Source organism: Pseudomonas sp. DG56-2 (genome assembly GCF_004803755.1).
Classification (GTDB): Bacteria; Pseudomonadota; Gammaproteobacteria; order Pseudomonadales; family Pseudomonadaceae; genus Aquipseudomonas; species Aquipseudomonas auratipiscis.
The window spans coordinates 5,754,764-5,771,924 of sequence record NZ_CP032311.1 but is presented as its reverse complement, the minus strand read 5'-3'; the positions used below and the strand labels follow the sequence as shown (position 1 = coordinate 5,771,924).

Sequence of the window (17,161 nt, the reverse complement as noted above, 5' to 3'; positions counted from 1 at the left end):
GGGTACGGTCGGTCCCTTTTTTATTCGAGGTTGTCATGAACAACAGATTCGACAACAAGGTCGTGCTGGTGACAGGTGCGGCGCAGGGCATCGGCCGGCGCGTGTGTGAGCGGTTGCTGGAAGAGGGCGCGACCCTGATTGCAGTGGATCGCTCGGAGCTGGTGCACGAGCTGGACGCTGAGGGTGTGCTGAGCCTGACTGCAGACCTGGAGCAACACAACGATTGCAGTCGTGTAATGGCGGCAGCCGTGGAGCACTTTGGTCGCCTGGATGTGCTGGTCAACAACGTTGGCGGCACCATTTGGGCGAAGCCGTTCGAGCATTACGAAGCGGCGCAGATCGAAGCGGAAGTGCGACGCTCGTTGTTTCCCACCTTGTGGTGCTGCCATGCGGCGCTGCCGTACATGCTCGAGCAGGGCAGTGGAGCGATCGTCAACGTTTCCTCGATCGCCACCCGCAGCGTCAACCGAGTGCCTTATGGCGCAGCCAAAGGTGGTGTGAACGCCCTGACTGCCTGCCTGGCATTTGAAACGGCCGGTCGTGGAGTGCGGGTTAATGCGACTGCACCCGGTGGCACCGAGGCGCCACCTCGGCGAGTGCCGCGCAACAACGCCGAGCAGAGCGGCGACGAGAAAATCTGGTACCAGCAGATCGTCGACCAGACCCTCGATAGCAGCCTGATGAAGCGCTACGGCAACCTTGACGAACAGGTTGGCGCAATCCTCTTTCTTGCCTCCGACGAGGCTTCCTACATCACCGGCACGGTGTTGCCGGTCGGTGGCGGCGACCTCGGCTGAGTGCCCCGGAGATCTCGATGAGTCATCCCCTGATTGAACGCATCTCGACGGTTATCGTCGACCTGCCCACGATTCGCCCGCACAAGCTGGCGATGCATACCATGCAGAAGCAAACCCTGGTGATCATCCGCCTGCAGTGTTCGGATGGCATCGAAGGACTCGGCGAGTCCACCACCATTGGTGGCCTGGCCTATGGCAATGAAAGCCCGGAAAGCATCAAGCAGAACATCGACAGCTATTTTTCCCCCCTGTTGATCGGCCAGGACGCCAGCAATATCAATGCGGCGATGCAACGCCTGGACAAGACCATCAAGGGCAACACCTTCGCCCGCTCCGGGATCGAAAGTGCCTTGCTCGATGCGCAAGGCAAGCGCCAGGGCCTGGCCGTAAGTGAACTGCTGGGCGGGCGTGTGCGCGACAGTCTGGAAGTGGCCTGGACCCTGGCCAGTGGCGACACCACACAAGACATCGCCGAAGCGGAGCAGATGCTCGACCTGCGTCGTCATCGCATCTTCAAATTGAAGATTGGTTCCAACCCGGTCGCCCATGACCTGAACCATGTGATTGCGATCAAACGCGCGCTTGGCGAACGCGCCAGCGTGCGCGTCGATGTCAATCAGTACTGGGATGAATCCCAGGCCATTCGTGCCTGTCAGGTACTGGGCGACAACGCTATCGATCTGGTTGAGCAGCCTATTTCACGTATCAATCGCGCAGGTCAGGTGCGCCTGAATCAGCGCAGCCCGGCACCGATCATGGCCGATGAATCCATTGAAAGCGTAGAAGACGCCTTCAGTCTGGCTGCCGAGGGTGCCGCCAGCATTTTCGCCTTGAAGATCGCCAAGAACGGCGGACCGCGTGCGGTATTGCGCACTGCCCAGATTGCCGAAGCCGCCGGTATCGCCCTGTACGGCGGCACCATGCTCGAAGGCTCGATCGGCACCCTGGCCGCGGCCCATGCCTTTGTCACCTTGAACAAGCTGACCTGGCACACCGAACTGTTCGGCCCTCTGCTGCTGACCGAAGAAATCGTGATCGAAGCGCCGGTGTATCGCGACTTCGCGTTGCACGTACCCAGCACCCCGGGCTTGGGCCTGACCCTGGACGAAGAGCGCTTGGCGTTCTTCAGCCGCAAGTAAGGAGAGATGCCATGTTGTTCCACGTGAAAATGACCGTGAACCTGCCCCTGGACATGGATCCGGCGCTGGCCACTCGGCTCAAGTCTGATGAGAAAGAATTGGCTCAACGCCTGCAGCACGAGGGCATCTGGCGCCACCTGTGGCGTATCGCCGGGCATTACGCCAACTACAGCGTTTTCGACGTGCCTAGCGTCGAAGCGTTGCACGACACCCTGATGCAACTGCCGCTATTCCCCTACATGGCCATCGAAATCGATGGTCTGTGTCGCCACCCGTCATCTGTCCACAGCGATGACCGCTGAATCACCGAAGCATCGATAACAACAATTCGAGGTACTCCATCATGACCGTGAAAATTGCTCACACTGCCGATGTTCAGCGTTTTTTCGAAGAAGCCAGCGGCTTGAACAACGACCTTGGCAGCCCGCGCATGAAACTGGTGACCAACCGCATCATTAACGATGTGGCGCGCATTATCGAAGACCTGCAAGTAACCCCGGATGAGTTCTGGAAAGCCGTGGATTACTTCAACCGCCTGGGTTCCCGTCAGGAAGCTGGACTGCTGGTGGCCGGATTGGGCGTTGAGCACTATCTGGATTTGCAGTTGGATGCCCAGGATGCCCAGGCCGGCATCAGCGGTGGCACCCCGCGCACCATCGAAGGCCCGCTGTATGTAGCGGGTGCGCCGATGGCCGAAGGCGAAGTGCGGATGGACGACGGCCTGGATGCGGGCACGGTAATGTTCCTGCAGGGTCGCGTCGTGGATGACCAAGGGCGACCGGTTGCAGGCGCCGTTGTCGATCTGTGGCATGCCAACACCCAGGGCACCTATTCATACTTCGACAGCACTCAATCGGACTACAACCTGCGCCGACGTATCATCACCGATGCCGAAGGCCGTTACCGTGCTCGCAGCATCGTGCCGTCCGGCTATGGCTGCCCTGAAGATGGTCCGACCCAAGAGCTGCTTGACCAACTGGGGCGCCACGGCAATCGTCCGGCGCACATTCACTTCTTCATCTCGGCGCCGGGTTTCCGCCACCTGACCACTCAGATCAACCTGGCCGGTGATCAATACCTGTGGGATGACTTCGCCTACGCTACGCGTGATGGTTTGATTGGCGAGCTGCACTTTGTCGACGATGCGGCGGCAGCCGACGCTCGCGGGGTGCAAGGGCGCTTTGCTGAAATGAACTTCGACTTCCAGTTGCTCGCCACACCCGCACCCGCGGGCGAAAAGCGCAGTAAGCGGCCGCGAGCGTTGCAGGACGCCTGAGGTTTAGGTTGAATTGCGCGCGGGGCAAGCGCGCTCCTACAGCTACGTGTAGGAGCGGGCTTGTCCCGCAATGCTTTTCAAAGCTTTCAACTGGAAAATCCAATGAAAACAATACTCCAGGACTTCTCTCTCTCTGCCTTGGTCGCCGGCTTCATCGCTACTCTGATTTCTTATGCTGGCCCCCTGGTGATCGTTTTCCAGGCCGCCCACAGCGCACACCTGTCGGCGGCCGAGCTGTCTTCGTGGGTGTGGGCTATTTCTATCGGCAGTGGGGTCCTGGGCGTGGTCCTGAGCCTGCGCTTTAAAGTACCGCTGGTGATCGCATGGTCGGCGCCAGGATCTGCCTTGCTGGTAGCACTGTTGCCGGATATCGCTTTTGCCGAGGCGGTAGGGGCCTACATTGTCGCGAACCTGGTCATCCTGTTGGTGGGCGTGTCGGGTGCCTTCGACCGTATTGTCGGCAAGCTGCCGCCTGCCATCTCGGCGGCAATGCTGGCGGGAATTCTGTTCAGTTTTGGCACCGGCCTTTTCACCTCTCTGAAATCGCAGCCGCTGCTGGTGCTGGCAATGTTTGTCACCTATCTGGTGTTCAAGCGTATCGCTGCGCGCTACGCGGTATTGGCCGTGCTGATATGCGGGGTGGGTATTGCGGTGTTCAGTGGCGATATGAACAGCTCGGCACTGGTAGCAGGCCTGGCCACACCGGTATGGACCACGCCAGTGTTCACCTGGAATGCCTTGCTGAGTATCAGTCTGCCGCTGGTCATGGTCGCTCTGACCGGACAGTTTGTGCCGGGTATCGCCGTGTTGCGCAACGATGGCTACCCAACCCCGGCCAGCCCGATTATTTCCAGCAACGCGCTGACTAGTTTGATACTGGCACCTTTTGGTTGCCATGGTCTGAACCTGGCTGCAATCACAGCAGCCATCTGCACCGGTCGCGAAGCGCATGATGATCCGGGCAAGCGCTATTGGGCGGGTGTGAGTGGTGGCGTGTTGTATTTGCTGCTGGGGGTATTCGGCGCGACGTTGGTATCGCTGTTCACCGCCTTCCCAGCAGCCTTGATTGCGGCGCTGGCCGGGCTGGCCCTGTTCGGTGCTATTGGCGGCGCTCTGGCAGGCGCGATGAGTGTTCCGAGTGATCGAGAGGCGGCCTTGATCACCTTTCTGGTGACGGCCTCGGGCATGTCATTCCTGGGCTTGTCGGCGGCGTTCTGGGGATTGATCTTCGGCTTGTTCGCCCATGTGCTGCTCAACCTGCGGCGACCAGCGCCACAGGCAAGCAGGGTAGGAGTGCGGGCTGACTGAGGTCAGATCTGCATGGCCATGCCTTCGACGTTCATGGCTGCCTGGCGCAAGGCTTCAGATCGCGTCGGGTGTGGGTGGCAGGTCAGAGCAATGTCTTCGGCCGAGGCAGAGAATTCCATGGCCACACAGAATTCGCCGATCATCTCGCTGACACTCGGGCCAACCAGGTGTACGCCCAGCACTTCGTCGGTGTTGGCGTCGGCCAGCACCTTGGCGAAGCCTTCGGTCTCGTGGTTGATCTTGGCGCGGCTGTTGGCGGTGAAGGGGAATTTACCGACCTTGTACGCACGCCCTTCGGCTTTGAGCTGTTCTTCGGTCTTGCCGACGCTGGCCAGCTCCGGAAGGGTGTAGATCACGCCGGGAATGAGGTTGTAATTGACCTCGTGGGCCTTGCCAGCGATGCGTTCGATACAGGCGACAGCCTCATCTTCGGCCTTGTGCGCAAGCATTGGGCCGGAGGTGACGTCACCTATAACCCAGACGCCAGGCGCGGCAGTACGGTGATGTTCATTGGCAAGCATGCCGCGCTTGTCGGTTTCCAGGCCAACACTTTCAAGGCCAAGGCCCTCGGTGTACGGACGGCGACCGATCGCTACCAAGACATAGTCCGCTTCCAGGTTTTCGCTGGCGCCGCCTGCGGCTGGCTCCAGGCTCAAGCTGACAGTATCTGTCGATGCCGTGGCCTGAGTGACCTTGCTGCCCAGCTTGAAGCTGATGCCTTGTTTGGCCAACGCACGTTGCAGCGTTTTGGCGGTTTCTTCATCGGTGCCCGGACAGATTCGATCCAGGTACTCGATCACCGTTACCTGGCTTCCCAGACGACGCCAAACCGAGCCAAGTTCCAGGCCGATCACACCGGCACCGATCACCACTAGGTGCTTGGGCACGCTGGGCAGCGAGAGTGCGCCGGTGGAATCGATGATCCGCTGGTTGTCGATGGTCACCCCTGGCAGAGGTGTCGGCTCTGAACCGGTGGCGATGACGATGTCCTTGGCCTGCAGCTCGGTGATGCTGCCGTCTTCGGCACTGACATTCACCCGACCCGCTCCCGCCAGTTGGCCCCAGCCTTTGATCCAGTCGACCTTGTTCTTGCGGAACAGGAACTCGATGCCCTTGGTCAGTCCGGTGACGCTGTCATCCTTCTGCTTCATCATCTGGGTGAGGTTCAGGGTCGGTTTGACCTCGATGCCCAGGTTGGCGAATTCGCTTCCCGCCGCTGCTTCGTAAAGCTCCGAAGCGTGCAGCAACGCCTTCGAGGGCATGCAGCCGACGTTCAGGCAGGTGCCTCCCAAGGTTGAGCGGCCTTCTACACACGCCACACTCATGCCCAGCTGGCCCGCGCGGATAGCTGCGTTGTAGCCGCCAGGCCCGCCGCCGATGATCACTACATCATAGGTTTTCATTGTTTTACTCCAGGATGAAGAATCGACAATGGCGCCAAGATTAGTCTGCTGGAAGGCTGATTGTATACAATTTATCTGGCGTCTCAATGAGTCCGCAGTGGTCTGGAATGGGAATGTCAGGGCAGACTATGGTCTCGATTAGCTGAAACTTTCAGCAGATGAACTACCCTTTCGCCGTGACGTCCGATAAAGAAAGGGAGGTTCAGTTCATGCTTGCGCAACTTCCGCCTGTTCTGCAAAGCCTGCGATTACCACTGCGTCTGAAGCTGTGGGACGGCCATGAATTCGATCTGGGCCCCAAGCCCAAGGTCACTATTGTGGTCAAGGATCCGCAACTGATCAGCCAATTCACTCACCCCAGCCTGGACGAACTAGGCGCAGCTTTCGTTGAAGGAAAGCTGGAGCTGGAGGGCACCATCAGTGAGGTAATTCGCGTTTGTGATGAGCTCAGCGAAGCGTTGCTCAAGGATGAGGCGGATGATCAGCCGGTGCGCCGCAAGCACAACAAGGCCACTGACGCTGCTGCGATTTCTTACCATTACGACTTGTCCAATGACTTCTACCAGCTATGGCTGGATCCGGACATGGCGTACTCCTGTGCCTATTTCAGAACCGATCAAGACACCCTGGAGCAAGCGCAACAGAACAAGTTCGAGCACCTGTGCCGCAAGTTGCGCCTGAACAAAGGCGACTACCTGCTTGATGTCGGGTGCGGCTGGGGAGGGCTGTCACGATTTGCCGCTCGGGAGTTCGGTGCCAAGGTTTTGGGCATCACCCTGAGTAAAGAGCAACTCAAATTGGGTCGTGAACGGGTCAAGGCTGAGGGCTTGCAAGACCAAGTCGATCTGCAGATCCTCGACTACCGGGACCTGCCTCAAGATGGCCGCTTCGACAAGGTTGTCAGTGTCGGTATGTTCGAGCACGTCGGCCATGCCAACCTGGCGTTGTATTGTCAGCGTTTGTTTGGGGCGGTACGTGAGGGTGGCCTGGTAATGAATCATGGCATCACCGCCAAGCACGTGGACGGGCGACCAGTAGGGCGAGGTGCGGGCAGCTTTATCGAGCGCTATGTGTTTCCGCATGGCGAGCTACCGCACTTGTCCATGATCGCTGCCAGCATCAGTACTGCAGGTCTTGAGGTAGTCGACGTGGAAAGCCTGCGCTTGCACTATGCGCGCACGCTCGAACAGTGGAGCAACCGTTTGGAGAGCCAGTTGCAGAAAGCCTCCACCTTGGTACCGGAAAAGGCCTTGCGCATCTGGCGTCTGTATCTGGCTGGTTGTTCCTATGCCTTTGCCAAAGGCTGGATCAATCTTCACCAAATTCTGGCGGTGAAACCTTTTGCCGATGGTCATCACGAGTTACCCCTGACCCGTGAGGATCTCTACCGTTGATGGCGGTCAGAGGATCGGCGAAATAAGACGCGCAATACGCATCCCCAATTGCTGTAGGCGGTGGGTGTCTTTGCTGTCTTCGGCACTGATCTCACGCGCCTGGTTGAAGTCATGGATAAGCATGGCTTCGACCTGATCGGAAAAGGCTCGGTCGACTGTTAGCAGCATCACTTCGAAATTGAGACGAAACGAGCGGTTGTCCAGGTTGGCGCTGCCGATGGCGCTGATCTCGTTGTCGATCAGCACCACTTTCTGGTGCAGGAACCCAGGCCCGTAGCGGAACATTCTGACCCCCGCGCGCACCGCTTCGAATGCGAACAGGCTAGAGGCTGCATAAACAATACGGTGGTCGGCTCGTGACGGCAGGAGGATACGGACATCTACGCCACGCAGTACGGCCAGACGCAATGCAGCGAACACCGCTTCATCGGGGATGAAGTAGGGGCTGGTAATCCAGAGTCGCTCCCGGGCCGAGTGAATCGCTTCGACGAAAAACAGTGAACAGGTTTCCTGAGGGTCTGCCGGACCGCTCGCCAGGACTTGGCAAAGGACGCCGTCCTCTGGATAAGTGTCGGGCAGGATCAGTGGTGGCAGCTCGCGCGCAGCCCAATACCAGTCTTCGGCAAACGACTCCTGCAGGCAAGCCAGCACCGGCCCGCTGACTTGCACATGCGTATCGCGCCATGGCGAAAGTCTTGGCTTGTCTCCCATGTATTCATCGCCGACGTTGTGCCCACCCACGAAGCCTTGCAAACCATCGACGACGACAATTTTGCGATGGTTGCGGAAATTCACCTGAAAGCGGTTGAACCATCCACGTCGTGTGGCGAAAGCGCGAACATTTACCCCCGCATCGCGTAGGGTCTGGGCATAAGCAGAGGGCAGGGCGTGGCTGCCAACGCGGTCATACAGCACATACACCTTTACCCCTTGCGCTGCTTTTTTCAGCAACAACGATTGCAGGGCGCGCCCGAGCTTGTCGTCATGGATGATGAAGAACTGCACCAGCACCGTATTTTGGGCTTGCTCGATAGCGGAGAAGATTGCCTCAAAAGTCGCTTTGCCATCGATCAGCAGGCGTACCTGATTATTGGCCAGACACGGCATGCGACCTAACCTGGGCATGGCTCGCAGGGCGCCGTATGACTCTGAGTTGCGGGCTGCCAGTGCCTCGTCGACCCAAGGGCGCCAGTTCAAGTCAGCCATCGCCACGTGCATTTCCCGGTTGGCCTGGCGTCTGGCCTGGATGTAGGCGTCGAAGGTTCGGCTGCCGAATATCAGGTAGGGAATCAGAGTGAGGTAGGGAATGAACAAAAGCGACAAGGCCCAGGCGATTGCCCCTTGAGCTGTGCGCACGGTGAGCACTGCGTGCATGGCAGCGATAGCGCCGAGCAAATGCAGGGCACCGATGAGGTAACCGAAGAAGTAGGGGCTGTGGTAATCCATACGCATCCTGCTGTCCAAAGGCACTGCCTTCTAACAGAGCATGTTCCTCTATGTACTTGCAACCGAAAGGACAAATTGACGTCTAAGCTTTGATCCAGCTTGGGGCTGGACTATCGAGGAGCCACTACATGAAGAGTCGTCTGCCGATGCTGGCATTGGTCGTGGGGCTGGCGAGCCCGTTGGTGCATGCACAGATGTTACAACCGGGGTTGTGGGAGCTGACCACCAGCAATATGCAAGTTGATGGCAAGCCGCTTCCGGACATGGGCTTCATGCTTGGCCAACTGAAGAACCTGCCGCCCGAGCAGCGGGCAATGATCGAAGGCGGTTTGGCCAAGCAGGGGATTAGTGTGGCAGGACAAGGTGTGCGCTCGTGCCTGACACCTGAACAGGTAAAGACTAACGATATCCCGCTGCAGGACCCGAAGTCCGGTTGCACTCAGAAGATTACCGAGCGCAGCGGCAACGTCTGGAAGTTCACCTTCACGTGCCCAAAAGCACAGGGTGCCGGGCAAGCTACCTTCCTCAGTGACCGCGAATTTCTCACAGAGGTCAGTGGCACCTTCAATGCTTCAGGTGTTCAGCAGCAGGGCAGCATGAATACGCGCGCTGTTTGGCTGGGCAATGACTGTGGTGCTGTGAAACCACGGACTTGATATTCGCTCACCAATGCCACTGACTGTGGGCGACAGCGTCGTGGGCATGCAGGCTTTCAGCATGTTCCACGCGCAACGCAAAGCCACTCAACCATGTGATGCTTCGTAGAGCCTGGTGCAGTCTTCGAGCGGCATCCTCGCAGAACATCAGATTTTGGCCATTGGCCAAGGCAAAAGCCTGCTCATCGGCTCGCTTGACGGCTGTCTGCACTGCCGTTCCCAGCACCGCTTCCGCTCGGTCGATCAGCGCCTCGATTGGCAGGGCATCGATGTCGCTACCCAGACGAACTTGCAGTTTGGCAGTGCTGCGCTGACTGTGAGGTGTTGCAACTACTCCTTGGGTACTGCCTAACCAGGTAAGCAGGTCGTCATGATTCAGTGCCCGCTCGTTGAAGTCGGCCAAAAATTGTTGCTGAATCATTTGCCGGGCCAAAGCCGCCGAGCATGGGCAAGTGGAGGAATAGTCGAGTTCCACGTTTAGTTCCACGTGGAACACTTCATCTTTTAGCTGAGCGGCTAGGGTGACAGGATAGGCTTTCCACCCTGCCAACGGGCTGACTGCTGCTGGCCGCTTTAGCATGAGATCGAAACGCAAAGTAAGGAACGCAGCAGCAGACAAGCCACTATGACTTTGCAGAAATCCATCCAGAACCTGGCGTAGCAGCGAAAGCGTCAAGGGCCGATGCTCAAATACCTCGAGTGCCAAGTACAAGCGCGACATGTGGATGCCGCGTGCCGTCCCATCGTCCAAACTGACGCCAGCGTCGGCACTTGCCGGCAGTGTGCGGCCATCGAGTAACACCGGAACAGCGATTTTGCACATGCCGACCCAATCGAGTGGCAAAAAAGTGTGGGTTGCTTGGGCGGCAATATCTGGAAGCGTGAGGGCTGTCATATCGGTCTCGTTGTCTGGATGATTCAGTTAGTCGCAGCCGCTCAGTCGATTGCAGCGCACGCTGAAGCGTTGGCCACCGGAGCTCGATACTCGGTTCAAGGTGGTCCAGCCAACTTTGCGGCTGTATCCCACCCAGGTTTCACCGTCGCTGGCCAGTCCGGTATAGAAGGTTAGTTGTCCATATCGACTGTTGGTCTGCGACCACAGTCGCTTACCCGTCACCTCGTAGCCGCGTAGATAGGTTGTGCTGCCTTCGGTCCGTACGCTGTAGTAATTACCCTGCGCGTCGCCACACGCCAGCAAAGTGGCGCTGCGTGTACATAGCGCGAGGCCCGCGCTCATTGGCGCCGCTTCGGTATCAGCTACTGACAGACACAGCGGCATCGCTGCTGCCGCGGCGAACAAACGCAACGATTTCATTTCCTGGCGTCCTTCTCGGGGCCTTTGGGTCGAGTTGAAGCAAAGTCGATTGGCAAGATTATATTGTTATACTATAACATCATGCAATGCATCGCTCGAATGCACTTTGCTCTGATGAGGACCTGATGATGCGCCACCGTCTTCCCGTTACCGTGCTTTCCGGCTTTCTCGGCGCCGGAAAAAGCACTCTGCTCAACCATGTCCTGCGTAACCGTGAGAACTTGCGGGTCGCGGTTATCGTCAACGACATGAGCGAAATAAACATCGATGCCAGTGAGGTGCAGCGAAATGTCACACTTAACCGTGCCGAAGAAAAGCTCGTGGAAATGAGCAATGGTTGCATTTGTTGCACCTTGCGGGAGGATTTGCTCGAAGAGGTTGGGCAACTGGCACGAGAAGGTCGCTTTGATTATTTATTGATCGAGTCCACTGGCATTTCCGAACCCCTGCCGGTTGCCGAGACATTCACTTTCAGGGATGAACAGGGCCGAAGCCTGGCGGATCAGGCACGACTGGATACCATGGTCACCGTTGTTGATGGCGTGAATTTTCTCCGTGACTACCAGGCAGCGGAAAGCTTGGGCAGCCGTGGCGAGACCTTGGGTGAAGGCGATGAACGCTCTATCACCGAACTGCTCATCGAGCAGGTTGAGTTTGCCGATGTGCTTCTGGTGAGCAAGATTGATTTGATCAGTAGTCACGAGCGCGAAGAGCTTAGTGCCATCTTGCGCAGCCTTAACGGCAGCGCTCGGATTGTGCCGATGGTGATGGGCCAGGTGCCTTTGGAGTGGATACTCAATACGGGTTTGTTCGATTTCGAGCGTGCCGCCCAGGCGCCGGGCTGGCTGAAGGAGATGCGCGGCGAGCATATACCGGAAACTGAAGAGTACGGCATCGCTGCCAGTACTTGGCAGGCACGGCGGCCGCTGCATCCACAGCGCTTTTTCGACTTTATCAACGGTCCGTGGCGCAACGGTCGGTTGCTGCGTTCGAAGGGCTTTTTCTGGCTGGCCAACAAGCACCAGGATGCCGGTAGCTGGTCGCAGGCCGGTGGAGTGATGCGCTACGGCTATGCTGGGCGCTGGTGGCGCTTTGTGCCGCGCGAGCAATGGCCGCAGGATGAACAAAGCGCTGCGGCGATTCACAAGAATTGGGTAGCGGAATGTGGAGATTGCCGTCAGGAACTGGTGTTCATTGGCCAGAATATCGATTTTGCCCTGCTCAAGGCTCAGCTCAGCGCATGTTTGCTAACTGACGCAGAGATGGCCGAGGGCATCGAGAGTTGGTCTCAATGGGCAGATCCTTTCGGCCCCTGGTACGAAGAGGAGGCGGCCTGAGCGCACATGCTCAGGTATTGACTGGTGGATATGATTTCAAGGCATAGTGACGAAAATTCCAGGCTTGTATCTTCAAATGCTGCAGAACATACCCACCCATGTAATTGCCGGTCCGTTGGGAGCCGGCAAGACCAGCCTCATTCGCCACCTGCTAGGCCAACGGCCTGCAAATGAACGGTGGGCGGTACTGATCAACGAGTTTGGTCAGATAGGTCTCGATGCAGCTCTGCTCAGTACCGATGATCAGGGTATTGCCATGGGAGAAGTGGCGGGCGGTTGTCTTTGCTGCGTCAACGGCACGCCCTTTCAGGTTGGGTTGGGCCGTTTGTTACGCAAAGCCAAGCCGCATCGGTTATTTATCGAGCCCTCCGGGTTAGGGCATCCACTTCAGTTGCTGGAACAGCTTCGACAGGAACCTTGGCGTGGGGTGTTGGCGGTGCAGCCGGCTGTAATGGTGCTGGATGCGCAACACTTGGCTGAGCGCATACCCTTGCCAGAGGCACAGGTGCAAGCCCTGGCCGGTACAGGCCTGCTGGTTCTGAACAAATCACTGGATTTGACTAAGGAACAGCGCCTGTGGATAAGTTCTCAGCTTCCAGGCAAGCCCATTTTCTGGACCGATCAGGGTCGTCTGCCGCTCATGGCGTTACCCAGCCAAGTGCTCGAGGATGGGACCACCCCCGCTGTGGAGAATCTTGTTTTGCCCAATGGATCCGGGCCTCTGCCAACCCTGTGGATAACTTCTGGCACGCCGATCTTTGAGATTCAGAATGCAGCAGAAGGTTGGAGTATCGGCTGGCGTTGGCATCCACAGCAGGTGTTTGACCGCTCGCGCATCGAACAGTTTCTGCGCAGTTTCGCCTGGCGCCGGGCGAAACTGGTTATCCACAGCCCTGAAGGTTGGCAGTCGATAAATGCTTTGCAGGGGGAAAGCCCTCTGCAATGGCAGTTCAGTGAATGGCGGCGGGACTCACGTATCGAGCTGATATTTGCTCAGTCTCAAGATGGCGACAGGCTTCAGCAGGCTATGCAGGCTTGCCTGGTCTAGTTGCGCCAGCGGTTATGGTCCTGGCGCCACTGATTCATTTCGATGACGTTGTCGGCTTGCTGCGCAGGTTTGATTTCAAACGGGTAGGGCGCCAGTTCTATCTGCATGCTGTGTGCACCGAATTGGGTGACGGTGCCCGGATGGCGCTGTTCGCCGGTAACGGTAAATTCGAAGTTATACACACGAGCCAAGCGCTTGCGGCCGTTGGCGTCGCGGACAAAGCCAATTCGCTTTAGCGCAACGTTGCCGTCGAGCAACTCCAGATCAAGTTTTGCGCAATGCTGCTTGACCCTTTCCAAGGCCTTTTCACGCAATCCGTGGTTGTGCCATAGCCAGGCGCCGGCGGTGGCCAGCAACATCAGCACGGAGAGATTACCCAGGGTCAACATTTGCGAATGCTCCAACGAATTATGCCAAGCTTAACTGCCTCCCTGGTCTGTCGTACAGGTGGCTGTTGGCGCCATACTGCACGCCTTGAATTTCATCTAATTGCTTCGGAAGCCTTGCATGAAACGTACGCCGCACCTGCTTGCCATTCAGTCCCATGTAGTTTTCGGCCATGCCGGTAATGGCGCGGCAGTGTTTCCGATGCAGCGGGTCGGTGTGAATGTATGGCCTCTGAACACCGTACAGTTCTCCAACCACACTCAGTATGGCCAGTGGACGGGAGAAGTGCTTGCGCCAGCTCAAATTCCCGCACTGGTAGAGGGGATTGCAGCGATAGGAGAGTTGGGCAACTGCGATGCAGTGCTGTCCGGCTATTTGGGCAGTGCCGAACAAGGACGAGCTATTCTCAGTGGGGTGGCGCGAATCAAGGCGGCTAACCCGAAGGCCATCTATCTCTGTGATCCGGTGATGGGGCATCCGGAAAAAGGCTGCATCGTTCCGGCGGAAGTCAGCAGCTTTTTGCTCGAAGAAGCAGTGGCAGTCGCTGATGTGTTGTGCCCAAACCAGCTGGAACTGGACAGCTTTTGCGATCGCCGGCCTACATCGCTGGAAGATTGCGTGGTAATGGCTCGCAGCTTGCTGGCGCGCGGACCGAAAGCGGTGCTGGTCAAACACCTGGTCTACCCTGGACGGGGCGCTGATGATTTCGAGATGCTGCTGGTTACTGCGCAAGGCAGTTGGCACCTGCGTCGGCCGCTGTTGGCGTTCCCGCGACAACCCGTGGGCGTCGGCGATCTGACTTCAGGGCTGTTCCTGGCGCGGCTGTTGCTGGGCGACAGCTGGTTGGCAGCGTTCGAGTTCGCGGCAGCAGCGGTGCACGAGGTGCTGTTGGAAACCCAGGCCTGCGCCAGCTATGAACTTGAGCTGGTGCGGGCCCAGGATCGCATCGTGCATCCACGTGTGCGCTTTGAAGCGCAACTTCTCGGCTATTAAAGCGTGTCGCCCTTGAGTTCCTGGTAACGCTTTTCCAGCTCCTGGCGGATCAATCGGCGCTGCTTGCCTTGCAGGAAGCGGCGCTTCTCTTCACTGGTTTCCGGCTGACGCGGTGGAACTGCCACCGGCTTGCGGTCGTCATCGACGGCAACCATGGTAAAAAAGCAGCTGTTGCTATGTCGCACTGAACGTTCGCGGATGTTTTCAGTGACGACTTTAATGCCAACTTCCATCGAGGTATTGCCGGTGTAGTTGACCGAGGCCAGAAAGGTCACCAGCTCACCGACATGTACCGGCTCACGAAAGACCACCTGGTCTACCGACAGGGTTACCACATAGCGACCGGCATAGCGGCTGGCACAAGCGTAAGCCACTTCATCCAGGTATTTGAGCAGCGTACCGCCATGAACGTTGCCAGAAAAATTGGCCTTGTCCGGGGTCATCAGGACGGTCATCGACAGCTGGGCGTTTCCAGGTTCCATAGTGTGCTCACGGTGAGGTTGCGCTGAGGCGGGGTGGCGACTGGTATTCACGCTTCTTTCCCCTATTTCGATTCCCATTAAAAGACGGGACGCTGACAGCGGCCTTGCCGTCACGCTATTAGTGCCATACACGGCGTTGAATTGGTCGATCTGTTACCACTTATTGCATCGGTTTTTCGCGACAGGTGGCGGTGTTAACCTGAATAAGCCCATGCAAGATGGGCGTTCTGTATTAAATCATTATGTACCCGCAACTCGATCCACGTGCAGGAGTTGCGTTGTGTCCATGGTCCCAAGGTAAGGAGTACCACGCCGTGCATGCCATCAGCTTCATCCAGGACCTGGCGGTGATCATGTTGGTTGCCGGCGTGGTGACCATCCTGTTTCACCGCTTCAAGCAGCCGGTCGTACTGGGTTATGTCGTCGCCGGCTTTATTATCGGCCCGCATACCCCACCTTTCGGATTGATTCACGACGAAGACACCATCAAGACGCTTGCCGAGCTTGGGGTGATTTTCCTGATGTTCTGCCTGGGGCTCGAGTTCAGCCTGCGAAAGCTCTTCAAAGTGGGTGCCACGGCGTTCATCGCGGCGTTCCTGGAAATCGTGCTGATGATCTGGATCGGCTTCGAGATCGGCCGCTGGTTTGGCTGGAGCACCATGGACTCATTGTTCCTGGGCGCCATCCTGGCGATTTCCTCGACCACCATCATTGTCAAAGCGCTCAACGATCTGAAGATGAAGAACGAGCGCTTCGCACAACTGATCTTTGGTGTGCTGATCGTCGAAGACATCCTCGGCATCGGTATCATTGCTTTGCTTTCAGGGATCGCTGTCAGCGGTTCGGTCAGCTCCGGCGAAGTATTCTCCACGGTCGGCAAGCTATCGCTGTTCATGATTGTGGCGTTGGTTATCGGCATTTTGCTGGTGCCGCGCCTGCTGGCTTATGTCGCCCGATTCGAAAGCAATGAAATGCTACTTATCACCGTATTGGGACTATGTTTCGGCTTCTGCCTGCTGGTCGTGAAACTCGAATACAGCATGGTGCTGGGCGCGTTCCTGATCGGTGCGATCATGGCTGAGTCGCGTCAATTGATTAAGATCGAACGGTTGATCGAACCGGTTCGCGACTTGTTCAGCGCTATTTTCTTTGTCGCCATCGGCATGATGATCGACCCTCAGGTGCTGGTCGAATATGCCTGGCCGATCGTGGTCATTACCGTGGCCGTGGTGTTGGGCAAGATGCTTTCCTGTGGCATGGGGGCTTTTATCGCTGGCAACGATGGGCGTACCTCGCTACGTGTGGGCATGGGCCTTTCTCAAATTGGCGAGTTCTCATTCATCATTGCAGCGTTAGGCATGACCTTGCAGGTCACCAGTGACTTTCTGTATCCGGTGGCGGTTGCCGTGTCGGCTATTACCACGCTGCTCACACCCTACCTCATCCGTGGCGCCGACCCATTGTCGCTGAAGCTTGCCAAGGTGGTTCCGCGCCCCCTGGCGCGAGTGCTGTCGCTGTATGGGGAGTGGCTGCGCAGTATTCAGCCACACGGCGAGGGTGCGTTACTGGCGTCGATGATCAGGCGCATCCTGTTGCAGGTGGGGGTAAACCTGGCCTTGGTGGTGGCGATATTTTTCAGTGGCGGTTACTTCGCAGCGCGTATCGGCGAATACCTGGGTGAATGGGTTAGCGATGTGGGCCAGCAGAAGGCGCTTATCTGGGGCGCCGCATTGTTGCTGTCGCTGCCATTTTTGATAGCTGCCTATCGCAAGCTCAAGGCGCTGTCTATGCTGCTGGCGGAGATGGGCGTCAAGCCAGAAATGGCCGGCCGTCATACTCAAAGGGTTCGTCGGGTGATTGCCGAGGTAATCCCATTGCTGTCGCTGCTGGTGATCTTCCTGCTGTTATCGGCACTTTCGGCAAGCATTCTGCCCACCAGTGAATTGCTGGTGTTGATTGTTGTGGTCGCGGCGGGGGTCGTGGCATTGCTCTGGCGTTGGCTTATCCGCGTGCATACGCGCATGCAGATTGCGTTGCTGGAAACACTGGAAAACCACCAGGAAAATAACCACTAGAAGTGGACGCTTCCTGCACGAGACGACTCGAATGTCCGAGGGGATGGAGCGGTAACGAAATCGCCACGCACAGGAAGGCATGGCGATTCTACGAACATTAATGGC

17 protein-coding genes are annotated in these 17,161 nt (G+C 57.6%); 11 read left to right on the top strand and 6 right to left on the bottom strand.

The annotated features are described in order from the left end of the window. Window positions 1-35: 35 nt before the first annotated feature. The 5 genes from D3Z90_RS26500 (at window position 36) to D3Z90_RS26480 (ending at window position 4,520) form a co-directional block, all read left to right on the top strand. On the top strand, window positions 36-797 hold the full coding sequence (locus tag D3Z90_RS26500; protein ID WP_136478817.1) for a 1,6-dihydroxycyclohexa-2,4-diene-1-carboxylate dehydrogenase: 762 nt from the start codon (window positions 36-38) through the stop codon (window positions 795-797). 17 nt (window positions 798-814) lie between these two features. Beyond that, window positions 815-1,936, top strand: coding sequence for a muconate cycloisomerase family protein (locus D3Z90_RS26495; RefSeq protein ID WP_136478816.1), 1,122 nt, complete (start codon window positions 815-817; stop codon window positions 1,934-1,936). 11 nt (window positions 1,937-1,947) lie between these two features. Continuing rightward, on the top strand, window positions 1,948-2,238 hold the full coding sequence (gene catC / locus D3Z90_RS26490) for a muconolactone Delta-isomerase (protein ID WP_136478815.1): 291 nt from the start codon (window positions 1,948-1,950) through the stop codon (window positions 2,236-2,238). Window positions 2,239-2,279: 41 nt separating this feature from the next. Further along, window positions 2,280-3,212, top strand: coding sequence for a catechol 1,2-dioxygenase (catA, locus tag D3Z90_RS26485; RefSeq protein WP_136478814.1), 933 nt, complete (start codon window positions 2,280-2,282; stop codon window positions 3,210-3,212). A gap of 102 nt (window positions 3,213-3,314) precedes the next feature. Next, window positions 3,315-4,520, top strand: a complete 1,206-nt coding sequence (locus tag D3Z90_RS26480; RefSeq protein ID WP_136478813.1) for a benzoate/H(+) symporter BenE family transporter — start codon at window positions 3,315-3,317, stop codon at window positions 4,518-4,520. Window positions 4,521-4,522: 2 nt separating this feature from the next. On the opposite strand, the gene lpdA is transcribed toward D3Z90_RS26480, so the two are convergent. After that, window positions 4,523-5,923, bottom strand: a complete 1,401-nt coding sequence (gene lpdA / locus D3Z90_RS26475) for a dihydrolipoyl dehydrogenase (RefSeq protein WP_136478812.1) — start codon at window positions 5,921-5,923, stop codon at window positions 4,523-4,525. Between the two features lie 209 nt (window positions 5,924-6,132). Between lpdA and cfaB the strand changes: the two genes are divergently transcribed. Continuing rightward, a complete protein-coding gene (gene cfaB, locus D3Z90_RS26470) occupies window positions 6,133-7,317 on the top strand; it encodes a C17 cyclopropane fatty acid synthase CfaB (RefSeq protein WP_136478811.1) in 1,185 nt (394 codons plus the stop codon). A 6-nt stretch (window positions 7,318-7,323) separates the two neighbouring features. Here the strand turns inward: cfaB and cls are convergent, their stop codons facing one another. Beyond that, window positions 7,324-8,763, bottom strand: coding sequence for a cardiolipin synthase (cls, locus tag D3Z90_RS26465; protein WP_136478810.1), 1,440 nt, complete (start codon window positions 8,761-8,763; stop codon window positions 7,324-7,326). Window positions 8,764-8,891: 128 nt separating this feature from the next. Between cls and D3Z90_RS26460 the strand changes: the two genes are divergently transcribed. Then, window positions 8,892-9,419: a DUF3617 domain-containing protein gene (locus tag D3Z90_RS26460; protein ID WP_136478809.1), complete on the top strand. Its 528-nt coding sequence runs from the start codon at window positions 8,892-8,894 to the stop codon at window positions 9,417-9,419. A 7-nt stretch (window positions 9,420-9,426) separates the two neighbouring features. Here the strand turns inward: D3Z90_RS26460 and folE2 are convergent, their stop codons facing one another. Together folE2 and D3Z90_RS26450 are read right to left on the bottom strand one after the other, a co-directional pair. Continuing rightward, entirely contained in the window at window positions 9,427-10,314 is an 888-nt protein-coding gene (folE2, locus tag D3Z90_RS26455) for a GTP cyclohydrolase FolE2 (protein WP_136478808.1), read from the bottom strand. 27 nt (window positions 10,315-10,341) lie between these two features. Beyond that, the gene (locus D3Z90_RS26450) at window positions 10,342-10,698 is read right to left on the bottom strand and encodes a glutamine synthetase (RefSeq protein WP_136479053.1); all 357 of its coding nucleotides are present in this window, start codon (window positions 10,696-10,698) and stop codon (window positions 10,342-10,344) included. Window positions 10,699-10,862: 164 nt separating this feature from the next. On the opposite strand from D3Z90_RS26450, the gene zigA reads away from it, so the two are divergent. Together zigA and D3Z90_RS26440 are read left to right on the top strand one after the other, a co-directional pair. Continuing rightward, window positions 10,863-12,071, top strand: coding sequence for a zinc metallochaperone GTPase ZigA (gene zigA / locus D3Z90_RS26445; protein WP_136479052.1), 1,209 nt, complete (start codon window positions 10,863-10,865; stop codon window positions 12,069-12,071). Window positions 12,072-12,147: 76 nt separating this feature from the next. Beyond that, window positions 12,148-13,119 (top strand): GTP-binding protein, encoded by a 972-nt coding sequence (locus tag D3Z90_RS26440; protein ID WP_136478807.1) that lies wholly within the window; start codon window positions 12,148-12,150, stop codon window positions 13,117-13,119. Here the strand turns inward: D3Z90_RS26440 and D3Z90_RS26435 are convergent. Beyond that, window positions 13,116-13,508: a DUF3301 domain-containing protein gene (locus tag D3Z90_RS26435; protein WP_136478806.1), complete on the bottom strand. Its 393-nt coding sequence runs from the start codon at window positions 13,506-13,508 to the stop codon at window positions 13,116-13,118. The two genes, D3Z90_RS26440 and D3Z90_RS26435, sit on opposite strands and share 4 nt — an antisense overlap. A gap of 118 nt (window positions 13,509-13,626) precedes the next feature. Here D3Z90_RS26435 and pdxY point away from each other — a divergent pair, with 118 nt between their 5' ends. Continuing rightward, a complete protein-coding gene (gene pdxY, locus D3Z90_RS26430; protein ID WP_136478805.1) occupies window positions 13,627-14,499 on the top strand; it encodes a pyridoxal kinase PdxY in 873 nt (290 codons plus the stop codon). Here pdxY and D3Z90_RS26425 read toward each other — a convergent pair. Next, complete coding sequence (locus tag D3Z90_RS26425) at window positions 14,496-14,981, bottom strand: acyl-CoA thioesterase (RefSeq protein ID WP_133213681.1); 486 nt, start codon at window positions 14,979-14,981, stop codon at window positions 14,496-14,498. The two genes, pdxY and D3Z90_RS26425, sit on opposite strands and share 4 nt — an antisense overlap. A gap of 314 nt (window positions 14,982-15,295) precedes the next feature. On the opposite strand from D3Z90_RS26425, the gene D3Z90_RS26420 reads away from it, so the two are divergent. Further along, on the top strand, window positions 15,296-17,056 hold the full coding sequence (locus tag D3Z90_RS26420) for a cation:proton antiporter (protein ID WP_136478804.1): 1,761 nt from the start codon (window positions 15,296-15,298) through the stop codon (window positions 17,054-17,056). Window positions 17,057-17,161: the final 105 nt, after the last annotated feature.